The sequence below is a fragment of the Demequina globuliformis genome, from assembly GCF_000975155.1.
GTDB classification, from domain to species: Bacteria; Actinomycetota; Actinomycetes; order Actinomycetales; family Demequinaceae; genus Demequina; species Demequina globuliformis.
Genome location: NZ_BBRG01000004.1, coordinates 1 through 22,802, shown reverse-complemented (window position 1 = coordinate 22,802; position 22,802 = coordinate 1). Strand labels below are relative to the sequence as shown.

Below are 22,802 nucleotides of genomic sequence, written 5' to 3'. Positions count from 1 at the left end.
GAGGTCCCCCATGCGTGTCCTAGCTGCCCTGTCAGGTGGAGTCGACTCCGCCGTCGCTGCGGCGCGTGCCGTCGACGCCGGCCACGACGTGGTTGGCGTTCACATGGCACTCAGCCGCAACCGCGACCAGTTCCGCTCTGGCTCGCGCGGATGTTGCTCGATTGAGGACTCCAACGACGCCCGCCGGGCTGCCGACAAGCTGGGCATTCCGTACTACGTATGGGACCTGTCCGACGAGTTTCACGACCTGGTCGTCAAGGACTTCCTGTCGGAATATGCCGCCGGCCGCACTCCGAACCCGTGCGTGCGCTGCAACGAGCACATCAAGTTCGACACCCTGCTCGAGAGGGCGGACGCCCTTGGCTTTGACGCGGTGGCGACCGGCCACTACGCGCGCATCGAGATTCGCGATGACGGAGTGCGCGAGCTGCATCGCGCTCGCGACCCTCTGAAGGACCAGTCCTATGTCCTCGCGGTGATGGGGCCTGACAAAGTCGCGCAGTCCATGTTCCCGCTGGGAGACATGGCGTCGAAGGCGGAGGTGCGTGCGGAAGCGGCCGCCCGTGGACTGGGTGTGTCCAACAAGCCAGACTCCTACGACATCTGCTTTGTGGCAGACGGCGACACCAAGGGCTTCCTGCAGCGGGAACTGGGGGAGAAGCCCGGCGAGATTCGCGATGAGTCAGGCGAAGTCGTCGGTTCCCACGGGGGTGCGTACGCGTACACCGTGGGTCAGCGCCGTGGGCTGGGAATTGGCCGGCCGGCAGCGGATGGTGCACCGCGCTACGTGACCGATGTGGATACCGCGCGCAATGTGGTGACGGTGGGGCCCGAGACCTTGCTGTCCGTCACGACCCTCGAGGGCGAGGATGCCGTGTGGCTGGCGCCAGACGTGCCCGCGACCGAGCCCACGCCGTGCGAGGCACAGGTGCGCGCTCACGGCTCGACCACGCCGGGCCGGGTTGTCCTGCGCGGGGATCGCCTCAGCGTCGAGCTGGACAGCCCCATGCGCGGCGTCGCAGCCGGGCAGTCGCTCGTGGTCTACGCGGGAACGCGCGTCTTGGGCCAAGCCACGCTCGCCAAGCGCGACATCTAGCCTCGGCGCGTTACGGCGGGGTTTTCGCATCGTTTCGATTACGGAACATCGCGGTCGGTAACGGTTCGGTATCGAAACGTTTCTACAGCCCATTTCGCGTTGACAGCCACATTTGCGCAGACCTACGGTGAAGCCAGCTCGTGAAAGCGCTCTCACCGTTGGAGAGAGCGCTCTCGCCGGGCATGACAACCCTTCTCACAAAGGAGTGAACGTGAGCTTCACGCGACGCAAGAAGATGCTCGGCGCAGTTGCCGGCACTGCAATCTTTGCCCTCACCTTGGCGGCCTGCTCGTCAGACGACGGCGACACCACCGATGAGGCCACCGGCGGCGCAACCGCCGAGGCCACCGATGAGGCGGAAGGCAGCGGCGACCCGGTCTCGCTGACCCTCGCGACCTTCAACACCCCCGGCTTCTCGAACTCCGAGAACGACGCCGACTACCAGTACGACCTCATCGAGGAGTACATGGAGCTCAACCCCAACGTCACCATCACCTACGACCGCAAGGCCGAGTCCGGTGACGCCCGCGAGAACTTCTTCACCAAGCTCGGCCCCGGCGGTCTCGCCGACGTCGAGATGGTCGAGGTTGACTGGATGCCCGAGGTCATGCAGTACTCGGACCTCCTCGCGGACCTCTCCGACCCCGAGGTCGAGGGCCGCTGGGTTGACTACGTCGAGGCTGGCGCCACCGACGCTGACGGCCGTCTGATCGGCTACGGCACGGACACCGGCCCCCAGGGCGTCTGCTACCGCGCCGACCTGTTCGAGGCCGCTGGCCTGCCCAGCTCGCCTGACGAGGTCGCCACTCTGCTCGACGGCGACTGGGACAACTTCTTCGCAGTCGGTGACGACTACGTTGACGGTTCCGGCGGCAGCGCGTTCTTCGACTCGGCCTCCGGCATCTGGCAGGGCATGACCAACCAGCTCGACGTGGCCTACGAAGACCCCGAGTCCGGCGAACTGATCGTCCTGGACAACGAGGCCGTCAAGGCAAACTACGACCAGCTGATGGCGGCATCCGAGACGCAGTCGTCGCACTTCGGACAGTGGACCGAGGACTGGTTCGCAGGTCTGTCGAACGGCGCTTACGCCACGATGCTGTGCCCGCCGTGGATGCTCGGTGTGATCGAGGGCAACGCCACTGACACCACCGACTGGAACCTGGCCAACGTCTACCCGAACGGTGGCGGTAACTGGGGTGGATCGTGGCTGACCGTTCCCGCCAACGGCGAGAACGTCGAGGCCGCTACTGCATTCGCCAACTGGCTGACCGCTCCCGAGCAGCAGGCCAAGGCGTTCGCTAACGCTGGTACCTACCCCTCGCAGGTTGCTGCGTACGACGACCCGGCCGTGACCGGCGCCGTCAACGCTTACTTCAATGACGCACCCATCGGTGAGATCTTCGCCGAGCGCGCCCAGGCCGTGGTTCCGAGCCCCTACAAGGGTGAGTACTACTTCCAGGTCAACGACGCCATCAACAACGCGCTGACCCGCGTCGAAGACGGCACCGACGACCCCGCGGCATCGTGGGACAAGGCAGTCGCCGACATCGAGTCGATTGGCTAAAGCCGCTTAAGTGAGCCCCGGGCCACCCTCCTCGCGGAGGGTGGCCCGGGTTCACTGGCCCCACACTCGGCATCTCAGTCGTTAGAAGGAACCTCATGGCAACCACGGAACTCGAAACCTCACGGGCTGATTCGGTATGGCGCCAGCGCCTCAGCCGCTGGGACGTCAAGGCATCGCCGTACCTGTACATCGCGCCGTTCTTCATAGTCTTCGCCCTCTTTGGGCTGTTCCCCATCATCTACACCGCGGTGATCTCGCTGATGGACTGGGACACCATTCGCAACTCCGGTGAGTACATCGGTTTTGGCAACTTCGAGTACGTGCTCAATGACCGCAAGTTCTGGGTCTCGCTCCGCAACACCTTCTCCATCTTCATCCTGTCGTCGATTCCGCAGATCGTGATCGCTACGTTCGTGGCTGCGATGCTCGACCACCACCTCAAGGCCCGCACCTTCTGGCGTATGGGTGTGCTGGTTCCCTACGTGATGATGCCCGTCGCAGTCGCGCTGATCTTCTCGCAGCTGTACGCAGACTCCTACGGACTGGTGAACCACTGGCTCGGCATGATCGGCATCGATCCCATCCAGTGGCACAAGGACGTCATTCCGTCCCACGTGGCCATCGCGTCGATGGTGAACTTCCGGTGGATCGGATACAACACCCTGATCTTGCTCGCAGCCATGCAGGCAATTCCGCGTGAGCTGTACGAGGCAGCCGCCCTTGACGGGGCTGGTAAGTCGCGCCGCTTCTTCTCCGTAACGCTGCCGCAGATCCGCCCCACCGCGATCTTCGTGATCATCACGTCGACCATTGGTGGTCTCCAGATCTTCGACGAGCCCCGCATGTTCGACTCTGCCGGTAACGGCGGCGCTGACCAGCAGTGGCTGACGATCACGATGTACATGTACAACACCGGTTGGGGCGAACTGAACTTTGGTCGTGCCTCCGCGATCGCCTGGTTGTTGTTCCTCATCATTCTCGTGTTCGGCCTGCTCAACTTCTGGCTCACGCGCAAGTTCATTTCTTCCGACAAGGGCGGGGAGTAACTCATGGCCGTCTTCAAGCGCACTTCGATGGTGCACCTCAACCGTCCCACCTGGTTCACCTACACGGCACTCGCCGTGGTGCTCCTGGCATCGTTCTTCCCGTTCTATTGGTCCTTCCTGATCGGCTCTGGCGACGCCACCACGGTGCGCGACCCCAATATGTCGTGGCTGCCGGGAGGAAACTTCTTTGACAATGCCATGACGGTCATCCAAAACCCCGCCGTCAACTTCTGGAAGGCGCTGTGGAACTCGATCATCGTGTCCACCACGGTGTCGATCTCCACGGTGGTGCTGTCTACCCTTGCCGGATTCGCGTTCGCGAAGCTGCGCTTCAAGGGCAACGGGCCGCTGTTTGTCGCGGTGATTGCGACCATGGCCGTCCCGGTTCAGCTGGGCATTGTTCCGCTGTACATCCTGATGGCGCAGTTCGGATGGACCGGCTCCCTTGGTGCCGTGATCTTGCCCGCGCTGGTCACCGCGTTCGGCGTGTTCTGGATGACGCAGTACCTGCAGCAGTCCTTGCCGACCGAACTCATCGAGGCAGCTAGAGTCGACGGGTGCAACATGTTGCGAACCTTCTGGCATGTGGCAATTCCTGCCGCGCGCCCCGCTGCCGCGATGCTGTTCCTGTTCACCTTTGTGACCGCGTGGAACAACTTCCTGTGGCCGCTGATCGTGCTCGATCAGTCCAACCCCACGCTGCCGGTCGCACTGTCGCTGCTCCAGGCGAACTACTTCGTCGACTACTCGCTGGTGCTGGCAGGCGCTCTGCTCGCCACCGTGCCGCTGCTGATCATGTTCATCTTCACTGGACGTCAGCTGGTCGCGGGCATCATGGCTGGTGCCGTCAAGGGGTAACACCATGACAACGACGTCGAGCGCCGGCGCAACGGAGGGTCGGCGCGAGTATCACACCCTCGCGGTGTCCTCCTCGCGCCGCTCGGCAGCTGTCTCCGGTAAGTCTCACGCCGCGCGGCCCACCGCCCCCACGTTGGAGGCGGTGGCCGCGATGGCGGGGGTCTCGCGGGCGACCGTGTCACGGGTCGTCAACGGATCCTCCACGGTCAACCCCGACAGCGCGGACGCAGTCAAGCGCGCCATTGCTGAACTCGGGTACGTGCCCAACCGAGCGGCACGCTCGCTGGCCTCGCAACAGTCGCACGCCATCGCACTCGTCGTGCCGGAGGACACCACCCGCTTCTTTGGCGACGTGTACTTCGCGTCGATCGTGTCCGGCATCAATCGCAGGCTCGAGCGCTCCGACTACCTCCTGAACCTGATGGTCGCCTCGAGCGCCCCAGAGGGAAAGATGCTCCGCTACCTGGCGGGCGGCGTGGTTGACGGCGTGGCCGTGGTCTCCCACCACACCTCGGATCGCTTTGTGCACCAGATCGCGGACATGCTCCCTATGGTCTTTGGCGGTCGCCCCGCGTTTAGCGATATCGATGGCTACGTGGTGGATGTCGACAATGTTGCCGGCGCCGCAAAGGCCACTCAGCGGCTCATCGACATTGGCAGAACCCGCATCGCTACCATCACGGGCCCCATGACCATGCAAAGCGGCCTGGATCGCGTCGCAGGCTGGCGTCAGGCGTTGGAACAGGCGGGTCTAGAGCCCGGTCCCATGGTTCACGGGGATTACACCCTGCCCAGTGGTACGCGGGCTGCGCGCGAACTTCTGGCGCTCGACTCGTCAATCGACGGGGTTTTCGTCGCATCTGACCTCATGGCCTCTGGTGCGCAGCCGGTCTTCATCGACCGCGGAATTTCTGTCCCGGCCGATGTCGCGATGGTGGGCTACGACGACTCGCCCAGCGCCGTCGCGACCGAGGTTCCTTTGACGACGATCCGCCAGCCTTCCGAGCGTATGGGGGAGGAGATGGCGGACATCCTGCTCGCCGTTCTTGCGGGGGATGACTCCAAGCCGCGCGAGACCCTGATGCCCACCGAACTGATCGTGCGCGAGTCGGCCTAGCTAGCGCTGGGCGATACGCCCCAGTCCGGGACCGAGGAGTTCCCAGGCCCGCTCGGCGATCTGGTGCCGGGTCTCGCGCGGCGCGTGGCTCACGCTCATGGCGACCATGCCGACGGCAAGCATGAGGTCGTCGGCGCTCGTGCCAGGTGCCACCTCTCCCGCCTTCTCTGCCTGGGCCCACTTGTGGGCCAACACCGTCCTGAGCCGCGCATCGAACTGTGCCACGCGAGCATCGTCCCTGGACTGCGCGATGGTCTCAATGAGCGCCGCGGCGGCTTCCGCCTGGTAGGTGACGAGGTCGACGACCTCGCGCAGGGTTGAGCCGGGCTGCGCCCCCAACTCCTCAATCTCCAGCAGGTTCTCGTCGAACACGGCGACGGCGAGTGAGGTGCGATCGGGGAAGTGGCGGTACAGGCTGCCCTGACCGACGCCCGCGCGTTTGGCGACTGCCGACAGCGGAGCGTCGATCCCGCGCTCGTCAAAGACCGCCCGTGCTGCGGCGATCAGAGCGGCGCGGTTGTGCGGCCCCGCGCTCGGTCCGCGATTTGTTTTTGGCCCCGACGTCATTCCTTTAGGATAGAGACCGGACAACGTTGTCCGGTATTTACGTGGAGGAAGGGATTCGACATGCAGGATTGGGACGAGGAAGTCGACCTGCTGGTCGCCGGCACTGGCGCGGCAGCCATGAGCGCCGCCATCGCCGCCGCAGACGAAGGACTCTCCGTGGTCGTGGTCGAGGGCTCAGACAAGTGGGGCGGCTCGACGGGCATGAGCGGCGGCGGATGTTGGCTGCCGACGCACCCAGGGATGAAGAAGATTGGCGTGGCGGACTCAGAGGAGGATGTCCTCACGTACTTGGACGGGTGCGTGGGCACCGCCGATGAGGTCGGGCCGGCTTCCTCCATGGACCGCCGCCGCGCTTTTGTACGGACCGCGCCCGTCGTGCACTCATGGCTGGAGGGCCACGGCCTGGAGTGGAAGACCGCAAAGAAGTATCCCGACTACTACCCGGACCTACCTGGCGGGCGGACGGGGGGCCGCACGGTCGAGCCGGCGCCCTTCAACGTCAAGAGGTTTGGTGACTGGTGGGATCACGCCCGCTTTGCTATGCCGCCCGGCCTGCCTTTGTTCGCCGGGGACACGTATCTGCTGGCGCGCGCGTGGTCGACCCCGAGCGGCTTCGTGGGCGGCGCCCGCTTGGTCTTCCGCGCGCTCGGGGGCGTCGTCACGGGGCGCAGGCTCACCGGACTAGGCGCCTCGTTGTCCTCTCGCCTCATGTGGATCGCCCGCGAAGAGCAGGGCACCCAGGTGCGGCTCAGCACCCCCGTCACGGACCTCGTCATTGACGACGGCGTGTGCGTGGGAGCGGTCGTTTCAGGCCCCGACGGCGAGCGCCGGATCAAAACGCGTCGCGGCGTTCACCTGGGTGCCGGTGGCTTCGACCACAACCTGCAGTGGCGCGAGAAATACCAAGGAATCGACGTCGAATACTCCTCTGGCAACCCCGCGAACCTGGGCTCCGCCATCGAGATCGGCATGCGTCACGGCGCGCAGGTCGCGCTGATGGATGACGCGTGGTGGGGGCCGTCGGTCGCGCCCACCTCGTCCTCCCCAGCCCTCTTCATGGTGTCCGAGCGGTCAATGCCGCACACCATGATCGTGGACCAAGAGGGCAACAGGTACGTCAACGAGTCCACCTCATACGTGGACTTTGGGCACGCCATGCTTGAGCACGGGTTGGAACGTACCAACCACTCGTGGATGATCGCGGACGCGCGGTTTGGCCGCAAGTACCTCAACAATGCGTTCCTGGCAGGCAAGAAAGCGCTGTTCGCGGAAGGCGTCGCCGTCAAGGCGGACACCTTGAAGGAGCTCGCCGAGAAAATCGGTGTCGACAAGGAAACATTCAAGGCCACGGTGCAGCGTTTCAACCGATTCGCGCGCACCGGTACGGACGAGGATTTCAACCGCGGCCACGACGCCTACGACAACTATTACGGCGACCCCACGCACGGCCCTAACCCGAACCTGGGCGAGATTGCCCGCGGCCCATTCATTGCCCTCAAGGTGGTGCTGGGTGACCTCGGAACCAAAGGCGGGCTGCTGACGGATGAGGACTCGCGCGTCCTCGACACCAATGGCGTGGTCATCGAGGGCCTCTACGCCGCAGGCAACTGCTCGGCCTCGGTGATGGGTCGCACGTACCCGGGCGCCGGATCCACGTTGGGCCCGGCACTGGTCTTTGGTTACCGGGCAGGGAAGCACGCAGCGGCGCGCAAAGGCGCGACCGTCACATCGATGGAGGATTGACATGTTTGGAAAGAAGGACAAGACGGCCGATGCCGGGGTACAGCCCGCTGCCGGCGCCGCCGGTTCGACTGGGCTGACTGCCGACACCAAGCTCAAGGACTGGCTGGCACACCCCCAGGGCGGGCCAGTGCTCCGCGAGATGCTCGCCGAGGGCGGCGCGGACGAGTCGCAACTCAAGCCCGTGCGCAACTTCTCAATGAAGCGCCTGATCCCCATGAGCAAGGGCCAGTTCTCTGAGGAGAAGATCGCGGAGTTGATCGCCAAGGCAGAGGCCTACGATCCGTCGACGGCGCCCGCGCCGCCGGCCGCGCCCGAAGGTGCCGCTGCTCAGGAGGCCGCGCCCGAGGACGAGGTCGACCTGCCGGAGTTCGAGGAGAAGATCACCGAGGGTCGCTTCGCAGGCAAGACCGTCATCGTGACCGGCGCTGGCTCGGGAATTGGCCGCGCCACGGCGTCACGCATTGCCCGCGAAGGTGGGCGCGTGATCGCGGTTGACCTCAACGAGGCCGGCCTCGATGCCTTTCTCGGCGAGCACGCTGGCGCCGACATCGTGAAGGTCGTGGCCAACGTCACCAAGCAGGACGACATCGACGCTGTGGTCCAAGCCGCCGGACAGCGCATCGACGGCCTCGCGAACATTGCAGGAATCATGGACAACATGACGCCGCTGCATGAGGTCGGCGACGACGTATGGGAGAAGGTCATGGCCGTGAACGTCACCGGCCTGTTCAAACTCACGCGTGCTGTGTTGCCTGCAATGCTCGCAGTGAACGCGGGATCGATCGTGAACATTACGTCAGAGGCCGGCTTGCGTGGCTCGGCTGCCGGACTGGCCTACACGGCGTCCAAGCATGCGGTGGTGGGGATCACGAAGTCCAGCGCATTCATGTACTGGCCGCAGGGCATCCGCGTCAATGCGGTGGCGCCGGGGCCAACCATCACCGGGATCGAGGCGAACTTTGACTCCGAGTTGGGAGCCAAGCGCATCCAGCGGGCCATGGCGGTCCTGCCCACCCCGGTGGGAGCGGACTCCCTCGCGGCGTCGATCACGTTCTTGTTGTCGGACGACGCCCACAACCTCAACGGCGTGATCCTGCCCTCAGACGGCGGGTGGTCGGCCGTCTGACACGTCCTAACGCCAGCGGGGCCGGGACCATCTGAGGGGTGAGCCCAGCCCCGCTGGCATCGTCGGGTCCGCCGCAAAGGTGTCAGGCCGCGGCACTTTGAAGGTGCCGCAGCGCAGTACTGGTCAGGCCGCAGTGCTACGCGTCCGGTGGCCCACGATGGTGACCGTGAGGGTGATGGCCATCGCAAGCACCATGCCTGCCGCGAGGTGCCACTGAACCAATAAGGCGCCCACGCAAGCGCCCGCTCCAATGAGCCCAATGGCACCCATGCGTCGCTTCCAGAAACTTAGGCCCTCGCCTCCTGCGGCTGAATCCGCCGCCAGCCCGGTAATTGTGGAGGTGACCACGACCGTCGTGATGTCCTTCACCGCAATGTGACGAGCCACTGCGGCCTGCATGCCCATGGCGAGGCCGAGCGCCGTCGTCACCGCCAGGGCGACGAGTTGCGGCGGGTCGTGGACCACGAGGGCCACGATCGAGCACGCAGCGAGGGTCGCAGCCACCACGCCGAACAGCGCGGTGGTCTTGTCCGACCAGCCGGCGTCGAAGCTGCGCAGGGTGCGGCCGCCTACGGCCGCACCGGCCATGAATCCTGCAAGCGCGAGGACCGGGCCAAGGACGGGCAGGCCATCCACGCCGGTCAGACCCATCCCGAGGATCACCACGTTACCGGTCATATTGCCGGTGAAGACGCGATCAAGCCCCAGGTAGCCCACGGCATCGATCACCCCCGTTGAGAACGTCAGCGCGAGCATGAGCAGCAGGTGGGTGCGAGCCACGTCGCCCCGAGCGGTATGGGTCACGTGACCTCCTTGCCTGATGTGGCCGGGGCGCAGCCGCCCTGGTATCTCCGGATCAGCGTATGCCACGGTCAGCGGCCAAACGTGAGGCCACGCGAGGCTCGACTGGCCCGGACAAGGGCCCGTACGGTGAACCCATGACGGCCCTTCCCTTTCGCCAAGTGGATGTCTTTGGTGCGCGCGCCTTCTGGGGGAAACCCCGTGGCCGTTGTGCTCGACGCCGAGGACCTCACGGCGACGCAGATGCAGACCATCGCGCAGTGGACCAACCTGTCGGAGACGACCTTTGTGACGGCCCCCACGGATCCTGGCGCGGACTACCACGTGCGCATCTTCACGCCGGTGCAGGAGTTGCCGTTCGCGGGCCACCCCACGCTTGGTACGGCTCGGGCATGGCTCGACGCGGGGAATGCGCCGCGCACGCCCGGCACCGTCATCCAGCAATGCGGGGTGGGACTGGTGCCTGTGCGCGTCGATGGAGATCGACTCTCATTCGCGGCGCCGCCACGTGTGAGGTCCGGCACGCCTGCGGACGCTGACCTCGACCGCGCATGCGAGCGCTTGCGCCTCACGCGCGAGGAGGTCGTGGCGACGGCCTGGGTCGACAACGGCCCCGGGTGGCTCGGCATTGTCCTCGCCAACGCCGACCGCGTTCTTGCGATAGACCCGGATCCCAGTCCCACCGATGAGGCTGGGCACTACGGGGTGGTCGGCCCATATGGCGCGGGCGGACCCGACGGGGTCGCGGTCGAGGTGCGGGCGTTCATTTATGACCCTGGTACCGCTGTGAGAGAGGACCCGGTGACAGGCTCTCTCAACGCGGCACTGGGCCAGTGGCTCACCGAGTCCGGCCGCCTTACCGCTCCCTACGTTGCTCGACAGGGAACGGCGATGGGCCGGGACGGCCGGGTCAGCGTCACTGCCGAAGGGTCGGACCTGTGGATCGGCGGCAGCGCCCACATCCTGCTGAGCGGCAGCATCAACGTGGCCGATCTGGCGCGCCCGTATTGACGCGGCGACCCACCCAGGCGACGATGGCTGCGACCCAGCGGCGATGAGGAGCCTGATGTGAGCGCAGAGTATCTCGGCATAGTGTGGAATCCGTCGAAGACGAGCAAGGACGACCTCGCGGCCGCCCTTGAGGACGCGCTCGACGGTGCCGCCCCGCCGCGCGTGTCCTGGTTTGAAACGACCGTTGAGGACCCGGGGCGTGGCCAAGCGCGCTCTGCGCTCGCGGCGGGGGTCGATGTCGTGATTGCCGCTGGCGGAGACGGCACCGTGCGTGCGGTGGCTGAGGTGCTCGCGGAGGCCGACCGCCCCGTCTCTCTTGCGATTGTGCCGATGGGAACGGGCAACCTGCTCGCCCGCAATCTTGAAGTCCCGTTGCCGGCGGCGGAAGCGCTCGGAATCGCGCTGTCAGGGCACGAGCGTTCGGTTGATTTGGCGTGGGCGCACACGCACATCGACGGCGACGACGTGCGCTTGGCGTTTACCGTGATGGCCGGCATGGGGATCGACGCCCATATGATCACGGAGACTGACGAGGACCTGAAGGGCAAGGTCGGGTGGCTCGCCTATGTCGAGTCATTGGGGCGAGCGGTCGCAGCGAGCGACGTGGTTGACCTCCAGGTGGTGACCGACGGCGGTCAGCCAGAGTCCGAGCGTGCTCACACCATCATTGTGGGCAATTGCGGGATCCTCACCGGTGGCGTGGTGCTGCTTCCAGATGCGGACCCCGCGGATGGTGAGCTCGACATGCTGATCCTCAGTGCGGACGGCGTCGGGGGGTGGCTGGACACGCTGCGCTCGATGGTGTGGGACAACGGTCTCAAGCGTGTCGTTGGCGCCACCGATGAGGCCGAGAGCAGCGCCTCAGTCGATCACCGCCGTGTGCGGTCCGTTTCAGTCGAGCTCAGTGAACCTCGGGTGCTCGAACTGGATGGCGACGACGTGGGGGAGTGCGTTCGGGTGGAGTTCTCGGTGCAGCCTGAGGCCCTGCGGGTACGCAGCCCGCAGCAGTAGTCACCCGGGGTCGTACCGTCGGCCTATTCGACGGCGAGGTCACGACGTCGGAAGCCAGCGAAGCCGACCACCACGAATCCCAGCGTGAAGAGCGACACCCAGCCCAGTCCGGTCCAGTCTGTGTCGGGGCCGATGACCTGCGGTGCGTGCCACAGTGGGCTGATGCCCAGGGCCCAGTCGGGAAACTTGAACGACGGGCCAAGGAGTGTGATGACGAAGGTCGCGGCGACACCGCCCCATGCCGCCACGGCGACCTTCGGGCGCGCGCCCACGACCATGGAGGCGACGCCGATGATGGTCCAGATGGCCGGCACCATGACGAGTGCCTGGAACCACACCTCGCCAAAGTCCACTCCCAGGTCGCTTCCCGCGGCGAGCCCCGCGACCACCGCGCCAGCAACCGCCATGTAGAGGACCGGCAACACGAGGGCGACTGCGATGTTCGCGGCGTAGTAGCGGGCTCGCGCCGTCGCTGTCGCCATGATGGGTTCGACGCGGTCGTCCATCTCTTCGCTCCGTACCCTCTGGATCACTTGCACACTGGGAATTGCGGCGAAGATGCTCACGAGCGACAGCACGGAGACAAGGAACGCGCCGACGATCTCCTCTGGGTCGGCCGCGCCGGAGGCAAGGGCAGCGGCGAGTGGGCTGCCTTCTTCGATGAGGTCAGTAATGGACGTGGCGAAGAAGCCAAAGACGAAGCCGAGGAGGACGAACGCCACGGTCCAGGTGATGGCGGATCCGCGATTGAGGCGCCATGCAAGACCCCACGGGCTGCGGGCGCGACCGCGGTTGGGTCCCGGGCCTGGCTTGATGAGTCCCTGGCCAAAGTCTCGCCGGCCCTCGAGGGCGAAAGCGATGGCGAGGAGCACTGCGGTCAGTCCTACTCCCAGGCTGAGCGGCCACCAGATGTTGTCTCCGGCGGGTGAGGTCTCCTGCATCCATCCCAATGGGTTGACCCAGATGGTCCATTCAGGGGCCTCAATGGAGTACGCGAAGCCGCGCAGAATGAACAACGCACCCAAGGTTCCGATGGCGATGGCGCTCGACGTGCGTGAGTCCGCGCCGATCTGTGCCGCGACCGCGGCGATCGCCGTGAACATCCACCCGGTCACGGTCCACGTGCATGCGAGGAGCCACGATGCCTCGGCCCCACCACCGCACAGGACCGTCAATCCACCGGCGACAACACCCACGGCAAGTGAGCCAATCATCGCCATGGCAACTCCGGTAAGGAGGCGAGTCGCGCGACCCATGACCCCGGATGCCAGGAGTTCTGCTTGCCCGGAGTCTTCTTGACGGCGCGTCGCGCGGATCACCATGAAGATGGCACCCATGGCGGTCAGGAAGCCGCCGAGCGCGAGTGACCTCCATGCGTTGAAGCCGTCTGTGGTGAGGAGGTCGTTCGCCGGGCCAAAGATGAGCCCGATGGCGGGGTTGGAGTCAATGGCTTGTTGCAGTGCCTCGCGGTCGGCCTGGTCGGGAAAGATCCAGTCGTAGATCAGGACCGATGACACGGACAGCAGGGTGACGATCGCCAGCCATGGCGCGAAGGTGCGGCCGTCATGGTGGAGCGAGGTGCGCAGCAGGGTCGCGGTGCCCGTGGTTGCCCCGCGGGAAGCGGGCAGGGTTGCTGTGGCCGTGCTCACGAGCGAGCCTCCGCGTACAACTGGAGGAACAGGCTTTCGAGGCTTGGGGGCTCGACAGTGAGGTCGCTGAGGCCGTGCGCCGCAAGTATGGCCATGGCGTCGCCGACCTTGTCGGGATCGACCGTCGCCGTCAGACGGTGGCCGTCCATGGCGACGTCGTGCAGCACGGGAGCGAGCGCGCCGGGCTCCGGTAGACGGGCGAGGGTCGCGGTCACGGTCGAACGGGTGTCCGTGCGCAGATCATCCAGGGTGCCGCTTTGCACGATCCGCCCCTCACGAATGATGCTGAGGCGGTCAGTGAGCGTCTCGACCTCGGACATGATGTGGCTGCTGAGCAGTACCGAGACGCCGCGATCCTTCGCCTCTTGGATGGTCTCTTGGAACACTTGTTCCATCAGGGGGTCGAGGCCCGATGTCGGCTCGTCCAGGATGAGCAGCTCGGCGTCGGACGCCAGCGCCGCAACAAGGGCAACTTTCTGGCGATTGCCTTTCGAGTACTGCCGCCCGCGCTTGGAGGTGTCGAGCTCGAAACGCTCGACCAGCTCCTCGCGGCGGGCCTCGTCGAGACTGCCACGCAGGTGCCCGAGGAGGTCGATGGCTTCGCCTCCGGTCATGCCCGGCCACAGCGAGACATCGCCGGGTACGTAGGCAAGGCGGCGGTGCAGCGCCACCACGTCTCGCCATGGATCGCCGCCGAGTAGCCGCACGGTTCCTGAGTCGGCTCTGAGTAGCCCGAGCAGCACGCGGATCGTGGTGGATTTACCCGCCCCGTTGGGGCCGAGGAAGCCGTGAACCTCGCCGCGCGCCACGTTCAGCGTGAGGCCGCGCAGCGCTTCGAACTTGCCGAACGATTTGGTGAGGTCAGCGACCTCGATGACTGGCGTGGAGTCATTCATGTGAAGGGTGACCTCGTCTCGGGGAGAACCGGGTAGTACGCGATCAGTTAACTCCACAAGTGTGGAATTGTGCAACCCGAACGCATACCATCGCGGCATGGGAGTGAATGAGACCAGACGTGCGCCACGCGGGCGTCGGCCAGGCGAGGAGACCTCGCGAGAGGCGATCCTGGACGCGGCCCTCACGCACTTCGCGCGGCACGGCTTCGAGCGCGCGACCGTGCGCGCAATTGCCGCAGACGCAGGAGTGGATCCCGGCATGATCCGCCACTGGTTCGGCAATAAAGAGGGACTGTTCGCGAGGACGATCGCCGACCGCACGCCACTCGTGTCGCAGGTGCAGGCTGCTCTCATGGATTCCGCCCCCGGGCGCGGGCGCAGGCTCGCCTCGGCGTATCTCGACCTCTGGGAGGACCCCGAGAGCGGCGCACTGCTCATGGCACTGGTGCGTTCCAGCGTGCAAGGTGCGGCGGTACCTGCCGCCCTGCGGCGGGTGATGGGCGGCGGGGTGATGGATCGCACCTATAGCGACTCCCCGGATGAGGCGGGCATCGCGCTCGTCGGCTCCCACATGCTCGGCGTGGCGCTTGCACGGTACGTGGTGCAACTTCCCTTTATGGTCTCCATGCCTCGGGAGGTGCTCCTCGACAGCCTTGGCCCAGTGCTCGACGCCTACCTCGGGAGCGCGGCCCGCTGAGCCTGGTGGCATGGAATGGCGTTCGGGCAGGACGCGTTGACTCAGACATGACTGCATCCATCACGCTTCACGACGGCACAACCATTCCGCAATTGGGCTTCGGCACCTTCAAAGTGCCGCCCGAGGACACTGCCGCGACGGTGGGCGAGGCGCTCTCCGTCGGCTACCGGCACATCGACACCGCTCAGGGATACGGCAATGAGGCTGGTGTGGGGCAGGCCATCGCGGAATCCGGCATCGCTCGAGACGACATCTACGTCACCTCGAAGCTGACCAACTCCATGCACCGACGCGATGACGCTTTGCGTTCTTTCGACGACACCATGGACAAGTTGGGTCTCGACGAGCTTGATCTCTTCTTGATCCACTGGCCACTGCCGACCCTGTACGACGGTGACTTTGTGTCCACGTGGAAGGTCATGCTTGAGTTCGTTGAGCAGGGGCGGGTCCGCTCCGCAGGTGTGTCGAACTTTCAGCCCGATCACCTCGCTCAGATTATTGACGCGACCGGGGTCGCCCCGGTCGTGAACCAAATCGAGGTTCACCCGTTCTTCCGAAATGAGGCTGCGCGCATCGCGTCCCATGAGCACGGCATTGCGGTCGAGGCATGGGGGCCGCTCGCAAGAGGTGAAGCGGTGAAGGACCCCGTCATCCGGGAGATTGCTGCTGAGACCGCGCGGCAACCGTCGCAGGTTGCGCTGCGCTGGCATGTCCAACGCGGCGACATTGTGTTCCCCAAGTCCATGCACCGCGAGCGCATGGAGGAGAACTTCGCGATCTTTGACTTTGGCTTGAGCGAGGAGCAGATGGAGCGCATCGACGCACTCGACAAGGGCGCGGCGGGCCGGCAGGGACCTGACCCTGACACGTTCGATCGCGCGTAGCAACGGCATCGGCCCCCTCACCGCAGTGGTGAGGGGGCCGACGTGTGTCGTGAGCCCGCGCAGAGGAGCCGGAGGTGCCGCTTCTTAGCGGCGGTTCTCCCGGTAGTACGCGATCAGCGCCTGGGTGGAGGCGTCTTGCGACTGCAACGCGGCATCGTCCCCCTCGATAGCGGGCGCAATCTCTAGTGCGAGCTTCTTACCCAGTTCCACGCCCCACTGGTCAAAGGAGTTAATCCCCCAGATCACTCCCTGTGTGAAGGTGATGTGCTCGTACAGCGCGATGAGCTGGCCCAAGACCTGCGGCGTGAGATCCGGCGCGAAGATCGACGTGGTTGGCCGGTTGCCGGCGAACGTGCGCGCGGCGACCAGGGGACCGGTGGTGCCTTCTGCCTCCACTTCCTCGGCGGTCTTGCCGAAGGCGAGCGCCTTGGTCTGGGCGAGGAAGTTCGCCAAGAACAGGCTGTGGACATCCTGCTCCCCGTCCTTGAGGTCGTAGGCAGGATTGACGACTGAGATAAAGTCGGCAGGGATCAGAGCAGTGCCCTGGTGAATGAGCTGATAGAAGGCGTGCTGGCCGTTGGTGCCCGGCTCGCCCCAGAAAATCTCACCCGTCTGCGTTGTGACAGGTGAGCCGTCCCACCGCACCGACTTTCCGTTCGACTCCATCGTGAGCTGCTGCAGGTATGCGGGGAAGCGGTGGAGTTGCTGCGCATACGGCAACACTGCGTGCGACTGCGCGCCCAAGAAGTTGACGTACCAGACGTTGAGCAGGCCCATCAGGACGGGGACGTTGCGTTCGATCGGGGTCTGGGACACGTGCTCGTCGACCGCGTGGAAGCCAGCCAAGAGGTCCCCGAAGACATCCGGGCCCAGGGAGATGGCGAGGGAAAGGCCAATCGCGGAGTCCACGCTGTAGCGGCCACCCACCCAGTCCCAGAAGCCAAAGGCGTTGGCAGTGTCGATGCCGAAGTCGGCAACCTTGTCCAGCGCGGTGGAGACGGCGACAAAGTGGTGGGCCACGGCATCGGCCTTGGCCTCATCCGTGGACACATCGACGCCCTGCGCGGCGAGCGTGTCCCATAGCCATGTGCGCGCCAGGCGCGCGTTGGTCAGGGTCTCGAGGGTCGTGAAGGTCTTCGACGCGACGATGAACAGCGTGGTCTCAGGGTCAAGGCCCTTGACCTTCTGGCCCATGTCGGTGGGGTCGATGTTGGAGACGAACCTCGCGGAGATCCCCGCATTCGCGTACGGCTCGAGCGCCTCGTAGACCATGACGGGTCCAAGGTCGGAGCCGCCGATGCCAATGTTGACAACCGTCTCAACCTTTTTGCCCGTGATTCCCGTCCACTCGCCTGAGCGCACGCGCTCCGAGAACTCGCTGATGCGGCCCAGGACCTCCTGGACGTCGCCATCGATGTCTTGGCCGTCGACGGTCAGTGACGGCGATGCATCCGCGGGGCGGCGAAGTGCCGTGTGCAGCACCGCGCGGTCCTCGGTGGTGTTGATGTGCTCGCCGGCGAGCATCGCCTCGTAGCGTTCGGCAACACCCGTCTCCTTCGCGAGGCTGATGAGGCTAGCCAGGATGTCGTCGGTGACGAGGTTCTTCGACAGGTCCACGTGCAGGTCCGCAAGGGGGAATGACAGCCGCGACACGCGGTCGCCGTCGGCGGCGAACCAGCCGCGAAGATCGGGGGCGAAGCCGTCCTTGTGAGCAGTGAGCTCGGCCCAAGCGGAGGTGGTCGTGGGATCGATCGGTGCAGTCACAGGCACCACGTTAGTGGTCCTGCGGGCCTGCGTCTCTAGGACTTAGGGATTATGTGGCCGGAACCGGCAAAAAGTCGCGCGCTGGCATGGGACGCACTGTGGCCGCCTCGACGTCGTGCCCTCCCCATGCGATCAGGTCGGCCCGCACGCCCACGCGAATGCCGCGGCCGGGGCGTGCGTGCGCCGTGTCACCGGCATCGGCCAACACCAGCACTTCGCAGTCGGGCAAGGTGATGTCGTGCTCGGCGTCGAACTCGTCGTTGAAACCGGCAATATCCACGATCAGGTCTCCGCATACGGCCACGGCAGCCGGGCGGAGGTCTCCGTCAATGAGGGCGAAGGGGGCGCGCACCACCACATCAATCAGGCTCATGCGCTTGACAGTAGAGAAGGCGTGTTGCCGGCGTGTGACGGGCCTGTAGCGCTCACGCAACGTTGTGCGCACAGCGGAGAGCTACTCCGGCCCGAAGGTCTCCAGAACGTTGTCGCGCCAGTCCGCGCGATCGAGCCCGGCACGTTCGAGCAAGTCCCGCCAGTCGTCAGCGGCGTGCTCCATGGCGTCCTCGAACAGTCCTTGGTGCGCGCGGGACGCGATCACCACGGCGGCGTGAACCCGCTCAGGATCCACCTGCCCGGGAACCGGCAGCCGCTCAAGCGCACTCACCATGCGCGTGGAGGAGGCGCCGAACTGGTCGACAAGGCGCTCCCTGACGCGGTCACTCACCAATGGCATGGCGCGATCCTCTCACGGTGCGGTGCTGGTCACGCGTCGCCTGCGCTCACGGGCTCGGCTCTGCCCAGGCCAGGGACCACGACGTTCGCGCCGCACAGCACTACGCCCACTCGCCCACCGGGGCGGGGCTTCCAGCGGCCCGTGTAGAGGGCGGCGAAGGGCGCGGCGACGCCTGGCTCCACGACGACCCGCAACAAGCGCCACAGCCGTGCCTGTGCATCGAGCACCTCGTCGTCGGTGACCACCACGGATTCGGCGTGCGCATGCTGGAGCGCCTCCCAAGGCGTCTGCCCCACGCGGCGTGCGCCCAGATGATCGGCCGCCACCCCGCTGACGGGCACAGTCACAGGCTCGCCGGCCTCGACTGCCGCCGCGTATGAGGCGGTGCCCACGGTCTCGCACCCCACGATCGGGATGCGGTCCCCACACCACGCGGCCGCGCCACCGGCGAGGCCACCGCCACCCACCGCGAGCAACATCGCGTCGAGCTCCCCAGCGTCGGCCTCGAACTCGCGCGCCACCGTGCCAGCGCCGGCCATCACGACCGGGTCGTCAAAGGCGGCAATGGAGGTGGCGTCGTGTTCAGCGAGGTACTCCTGGGCCGCGTCTGCGGCATCCCCGTAGGTGTGGCCGATGCTGTGAACGTTGGCTTCAAGGCTCACCAGCCGCTCGACTTTCGCGGGGTTCGCGGTCGTGGGTACAAAGATGTGTGCCTCATGCCCGAACCTGTGCGCGGCGTACGCCACCGCTGCACCGTGATTGCCTCCCGAGGCCGCTACGACGCCCGCGGCAGACACTGGTTGCGTCGCGACGTAGTGCACCGCGCCACGCGCCTTGAACGCGCCCGTGACTTGCAGATACTCAAGTTTGAACACCAACGTGGCGTCGATGCCGAGGGTGTCGCCCGGAACTTCGATGATGGGGGTGCGGCGCACGTGCGGCGCGATGGCCCGCGCGGCGGCGTCGATCTGGTCAGGGGTCACAGCAGTCACCCCTCTATAGTGCGCCAGCGCGTGGCCCTAGAGCGAACCCGCGAATCAGCCGCCCGTGACAGAGAAGTGCATCCAGTCTTCGCGACCCGCCCAGTGCCCGCCCCACGCCCAGCCAATGGTGGCAAAGGCGTCGTACACCACGGACGGGTCGTGGATCATGCCCGGTCGGTCCCAGTCACGGTCCAAGTAGGCCTCCGAGAGCTCTGGGAACAGAGCGTCGTCCTTCACGAACGGGTTGTGGAAGGGATTGATGTCGATCGCGAGACCGTACGCGTGTTCCGACCAGTAGGTTGGCGCCGCGACCACGCGCCGGCACGTGAAGGAAGACGTGATGTTGTGGTCGCCGGTGGTGGGCGACAAGTGCTCCTCGAGAGAGATCACGCGCATCTCTTCGATCGGGAACTGTGCGGCAAAGATCTTCTCGAACGCACCCGCGACGTCCTCAGCGTGCTTTGCGTTCGTGATCATCTCGCCCGTGTGGACCTCGCCGTCAAAGCCCCAGTAGGGCATCACCACGTAGGCCAAGTCGCTCAACGGCGCCGGGCAGCCCTCGACCCAGGAGGACCGCTCGGCAACGTCGTCAGGCACGGCCCCAATGTCAACGAACCACTCATCCGTCTCGGGATCAGGTAGCCATTCGCGCGGTTCAAACTGCCGGTCCTGCAGTTCCTCCGGGGTGTCCGCGCGCACGCCCAGGTCGTATGCGCCAATCTCGAGCGGCACTTGCCCCGGCATCGGCCCCGTGTCACCGGTTCATGGTGAGATAGGACCGTGAGTGAGAGCACCGACCCCCGTGTCCGCCATCAGGAGCTCGTTCAGGAGATTGAGGAGCACCGCGCTCGGTACTACGGTGACGACGCGCCCACGATCTCCGACGCGGCCTATGACGCGCTCGAGCGCGAGTTGCGGGCCCTCGAGGATGCCCATCCCGAACTGGCTGAACCTGACTCTCCCACTCAGACGGTCGGGGCCGCGCGCGGGGAGACCGGATTCGCGTCGGTGCAGCACCGCGAGCGCATGATGAGCCTCGACAACGCATTCTCCATCGACGAGGTGGAGGCCTGGCTCACGCGTGTCTCGCGCGAAGCCGGCGAACAAGAGGTGGTCTGTGAGCCCAAGATCGACGGGCTCTCGATCTCCCTGACCTACGAGAGCGGCGTTTTGGTCCGGGGGGTGACGCGCGGCGATGGCACGACCGGGGAGGATGTCACCGCCAACGTACGGACCATGAGCGACATCCCTGAGCGCCTCACGGGCTCGCACATTCCTGCAGTCGTCGAGATTCGCGGCGAGGTCTTCTTGCCGTTAGCCGCCTTCGACGCGCTCAACGCGCGACTTGTCGACGAGGGGAAGCCTCCTTACGCGAACCCGCGGAACACCGCCGCCGGCTCGCTGCGCCAAAAGGACCCGGCAGTGACCGCGACCCGGCCCCTGGAAGTGACCACCTACGCGTTGGGCGCGCTGGAGTGGGGAGAGCAGGGGGCCGATGCCAGGGCTGAGACCCAGGCCGGAATCTATGACGTCTTGGCTGGGTGGGGCTTGCCCGTGTCACAGCACACCCGGGTATTGACCGGGGTCACCGCGATCGAGGCGTTTCTTCGCGAACTGGAGGACAAGCGCCACTCGCTTGTCCATGAGATCGACGGCGCTGTGCTGAAGGTGAACTCACGTGCGGTCCAAGGGCAACTGGGATCCACGAGCCGTGCGCCGCGCTGGGCCGTCGCCTATAAGTTCCCACCTGAGGAAGTCCACACCAGGCTCGAAGATATCCGCGTCGACGTGGGCCGCACCGGCCGGGTCACGCCGTATGGAGTGATGACTCCCGTGACCGTCGCCGGCTCCACGGTGACGTACGCGACGCTGCATAACCGCCACGAAGTCAAGCGCAAGGGGGTCTTGATTGGCGACACCGTGGTGCTGAGGAAAGCCGGCGACGTGATTCCGGAGATTGTGGGGCCTGTGGTCGCCGCGCGGACCGGCGACGAGCGCGAGTGGACCATGCCCGCCGAGTGCCCCTCGTGCGCAAGCGCGCTCGTGGAGCAGAAGGCGGGAGATAAGGACATGCGGTGTCCCAACGCCAAGAACTGCCCGGCGCAGATTATCGACAGGATCGCATTCATTGGATCGCGAGGGGCCCTCGACGTCGAAGTGCTCGGCGAGAAGGCGGCTGCGGCGCTCGTGGAGGCGGGGGTCCTCGCCAACGAGGCGGGCCTTTTTGCGCTGACCGAGCAGGACCTCGCGCGCGTGCCGCTGTTCACCTTGGAGTCCGACTCCAAGAAGGATGGAGTGGAACGCAAGGCCGGAGATGTCTCCACCAACGGACTGAGGCTGCTCGACAACCTCGCCACAGCGAAGACTCAGCCACTATGGCGGGTGATCGTGTCGCTGAGCATGCGCCACGTGGGTCCGACCGCATCCCGCGCGCTCGCGACCGCCTTTGGTTCGCTCCACGCCATCCGTGCCGCGAGTGAAGAGGAGCTCTCTGCCGTCGACGGCGTGGGTCCCACCATTGCTGACTCCGTCACGCGGTGGTTCGAGGTTGACTGGCATCAGGACATCGTGGAGCAGTGGGCGGCGTCTGGCGTGCGCATGGAAGACGAGCGCGACCAATCCGTCGAGCGCACCCTTGAGGGACTCACCATCGTCGCCACGGGTTCACTGGAGGGCTTCACCCGCGATTCGGTGAAAGAGGCGATCATCTCCCGCGGCGGTAAAGCCTCCGGCTCGGTGTCCAAGAAGACTGACTATGTGGTCGCCGGTGCGAACGCTGGGTCTAAGGCAGACAAGGCCGAGCAATTGGGCGTCCCCATCCTCACCGAGGCGCAGTTCGTGACGCTGCTCGAAGAGGGCCCGCGCGCACCTTCCTAGGCGTCCACTCGCGAGCCGTTGTGCACTACCACATCGGCGTGCCAGCCAACGCCAAAAAATTGCTGAAAGTTTTTTTGAGGAGTATGCGGCCAAACAGGAGTTCCAGAGGCCCGCGTCATGCGTTTTACCAGGCACGATAGTGCCCGGGAGGGCCGCGAAACCTCGATTTGACGCGGGGTTCACCGGCCCGTAATGTATTCCTCGCTGCCAAGGACGGAAGCGCCGCGGAGGGCCACAGATAAGGCCCGCAAGCGGCACCGACGACAGCTCACCTCAGCCGAAGAAGCAGACGCTCAAGCGCCTGCTGATAGTGCTGCAGTGAGAGGTCACAGGCACTGCCAAACACGCCAACGAGCGGATTTGACAGAGTCTGGCC

Annotated in this window: 21 protein-coding genes; 12 read left to right on the top strand and 9 right to left on the bottom strand. The window is 65.6% G+C overall.

Translation table 11 applies throughout. The features are described 5' to 3' along the window. Positions 1–10: 10 nt before the first annotated feature. The 5 genes from mnmA to AOP75_RS11305 all read left to right on the top strand — a co-directional run bounded on the left by mnmA (position 11) and on the right by AOP75_RS11305 (position 5,684). Positions 11–1,096, top strand: coding sequence for a tRNA 2-thiouridine(34) synthase MnmA (gene mnmA / locus AOP75_RS11325; RefSeq protein WP_062079195.1), 1,086 nt, complete (start codon positions 11–13; stop codon positions 1,094–1,096). A 211-nt stretch (positions 1,097–1,307) separates the two neighbouring features. Continuing rightward, positions 1,308–2,663 (top strand): ABC transporter substrate-binding protein, encoded by a 1,356-nt coding sequence (locus tag AOP75_RS11320; RefSeq protein WP_236683164.1) that lies wholly within the window; start codon positions 1,308–1,310, stop codon positions 2,661–2,663. Between the two features lie 95 nt (positions 2,664–2,758). Next, positions 2,759–3,709: a carbohydrate ABC transporter permease gene (locus AOP75_RS11315; RefSeq protein WP_062079194.1), complete on the top strand. Its 951-nt coding sequence runs from the start codon at positions 2,759–2,761 to the stop codon at positions 3,707–3,709. 3 nt (positions 3,710–3,712) lie between these two features. Further along, entirely contained in the window at positions 3,713–4,567 is an 855-nt protein-coding gene (locus AOP75_RS11310) for a carbohydrate ABC transporter permease (RefSeq protein ID WP_062079193.1), read from the top strand. 4 nt (positions 4,568–4,571) lie between these two features. Further along, positions 4,572–5,684 carry a LacI family DNA-binding transcriptional regulator gene (locus AOP75_RS11305; RefSeq protein ID WP_083966944.1) on the top strand — a complete coding sequence of 371 codons (1,113 nt, stop codon included), beginning with the start codon at positions 4,572–4,574 and terminating at the stop codon, positions 5,682–5,684. Here AOP75_RS11305 and AOP75_RS11300 read toward each other — a convergent pair whose 3' ends face one another. Beyond that, positions 5,685–6,251 (bottom strand): TetR family transcriptional regulator, encoded by a 567-nt coding sequence (locus AOP75_RS11300; RefSeq protein ID WP_062079192.1) that lies wholly within the window; start codon positions 6,249–6,251, stop codon positions 5,685–5,687. 60 nt (positions 6,252–6,311) lie between these two features. Here AOP75_RS11300 and AOP75_RS11295 point away from each other — a divergent pair, with 60 nt between their 5' ends. After that, positions 6,312–7,994 (top strand): FAD-binding protein, encoded by a 1,683-nt coding sequence (locus AOP75_RS11295; RefSeq protein WP_062079191.1) that lies wholly within the window; start codon positions 6,312–6,314, stop codon positions 7,992–7,994. A 1-nt stretch (position 7,995) separates the two neighbouring features. After that, positions 7,996–9,120, top strand: a complete 1,125-nt coding sequence (locus AOP75_RS11290) for an SDR family NAD(P)-dependent oxidoreductase (RefSeq protein WP_083966943.1) — start codon at positions 7,996–7,998, stop codon at positions 9,118–9,120. Positions 9,121–9,243: 123 nt separating this feature from the next. Here the strand turns inward: AOP75_RS11290 and AOP75_RS11285 are convergent, their stop codons facing one another. Further along, on the bottom strand, positions 9,244–9,924 hold the full coding sequence (locus AOP75_RS11285) for a YoaK family protein (protein WP_236683163.1): 681 nt from the start codon (positions 9,922–9,924) through the stop codon (positions 9,244–9,246). Between the two features lie 198 nt (positions 9,925–10,122). On the opposite strand from AOP75_RS11285, the gene AOP75_RS11280 reads away from it, so the two are divergent. After that, positions 10,123–10,932 carry a PhzF family phenazine biosynthesis protein gene (locus AOP75_RS11280; protein ID WP_369345464.1) on the top strand — a complete coding sequence of 270 codons (810 nt, stop codon included), beginning with the start codon at positions 10,123–10,125 and terminating at the stop codon, positions 10,930–10,932. A gap of 57 nt (positions 10,933–10,989) precedes the next feature. Beyond that, a complete protein-coding gene (locus AOP75_RS11275; protein WP_062079190.1) occupies positions 10,990–11,943 on the top strand; it encodes a diacylglycerol/lipid kinase family protein in 954 nt (317 codons plus the stop codon). A 23-nt stretch (positions 11,944–11,966) separates the two neighbouring features. On the opposite strand, the gene AOP75_RS11270 is transcribed toward AOP75_RS11275, so the two are convergent. Next, positions 11,967–13,592: an ABC transporter permease gene (locus tag AOP75_RS11270; protein ID WP_236683162.1), complete on the bottom strand. Its 1,626-nt coding sequence runs from the start codon at positions 13,590–13,592 to the stop codon at positions 11,967–11,969. Beyond that, positions 13,589–14,488 carry an ABC transporter ATP-binding protein gene (locus AOP75_RS11265; RefSeq protein ID WP_062079189.1) on the bottom strand — a complete coding sequence of 300 codons (900 nt, stop codon included), beginning with the start codon at positions 14,486–14,488 and terminating at the stop codon, positions 13,589–13,591. The genes AOP75_RS11270 and AOP75_RS11265 overlap by 4 nt, the downstream gene beginning before the upstream one ends. A gap of 97 nt (positions 14,489–14,585) precedes the next feature. On the opposite strand from AOP75_RS11265, the gene AOP75_RS11260 reads away from it, so the two are divergent. Then, complete coding sequence (locus AOP75_RS11260) at positions 14,586–15,185, top strand: TetR/AcrR family transcriptional regulator (protein ID WP_062079188.1); 600 nt, start codon at positions 14,586–14,588, stop codon at positions 15,183–15,185. Positions 15,186–15,232: 47 nt separating this feature from the next. After that, positions 15,233–16,069 (top strand): aldo/keto reductase, encoded by an 837-nt coding sequence (locus AOP75_RS11255; protein ID WP_062079187.1) that lies wholly within the window; start codon positions 15,233–15,235, stop codon positions 16,067–16,069. An 84-nt stretch (positions 16,070–16,153) separates the two neighbouring features. Here AOP75_RS11255 and pgi read toward each other — a convergent pair whose 3' ends face one another. From pgi to AOP75_RS11230, 5 genes are all read right to left on the bottom strand, one after another. Next, positions 16,154–17,833, bottom strand: a complete 1,680-nt coding sequence (gene pgi / locus AOP75_RS11250; RefSeq protein WP_062079264.1) for a glucose-6-phosphate isomerase — start codon at positions 17,831–17,833, stop codon at positions 16,154–16,156. 49 nt (positions 17,834–17,882) lie between these two features. Then, positions 17,883–18,206 carry a hypothetical protein gene (locus AOP75_RS11245; RefSeq protein ID WP_062079186.1) on the bottom strand — a complete coding sequence of 108 codons (324 nt, stop codon included), beginning with the start codon at positions 18,204–18,206 and terminating at the stop codon, positions 17,883–17,885. 81 nt (positions 18,207–18,287) lie between these two features. Beyond that, positions 18,288–18,566 (bottom strand): hypothetical protein, encoded by a 279-nt coding sequence (locus tag AOP75_RS11240; RefSeq protein WP_062079185.1) that lies wholly within the window; start codon positions 18,564–18,566, stop codon positions 18,288–18,290. A 29-nt stretch (positions 18,567–18,595) separates the two neighbouring features. Next, complete coding sequence (locus AOP75_RS11235; protein WP_062079184.1) at positions 18,596–19,558, bottom strand: serine/threonine dehydratase; 963 nt, start codon at positions 19,556–19,558, stop codon at positions 18,596–18,598. 45 nt (positions 19,559–19,603) lie between these two features. Then, positions 19,604–20,293, bottom strand: a complete 690-nt coding sequence (locus AOP75_RS11230) for a M15 family metallopeptidase (RefSeq protein WP_062079183.1) — start codon at positions 20,291–20,293, stop codon at positions 19,604–19,606. A gap of 36 nt (positions 20,294–20,329) precedes the next feature. On the opposite strand from AOP75_RS11230, the gene ligA reads away from it, so the two are divergent. Further along, a complete protein-coding gene (gene ligA / locus AOP75_RS11225; protein WP_062079182.1) occupies positions 20,330–22,426 on the top strand; it encodes an NAD-dependent DNA ligase LigA in 2,097 nt (698 codons plus the stop codon). The last annotated feature ends 376 nt before the right edge of the window (positions 22,427–22,802 follow it).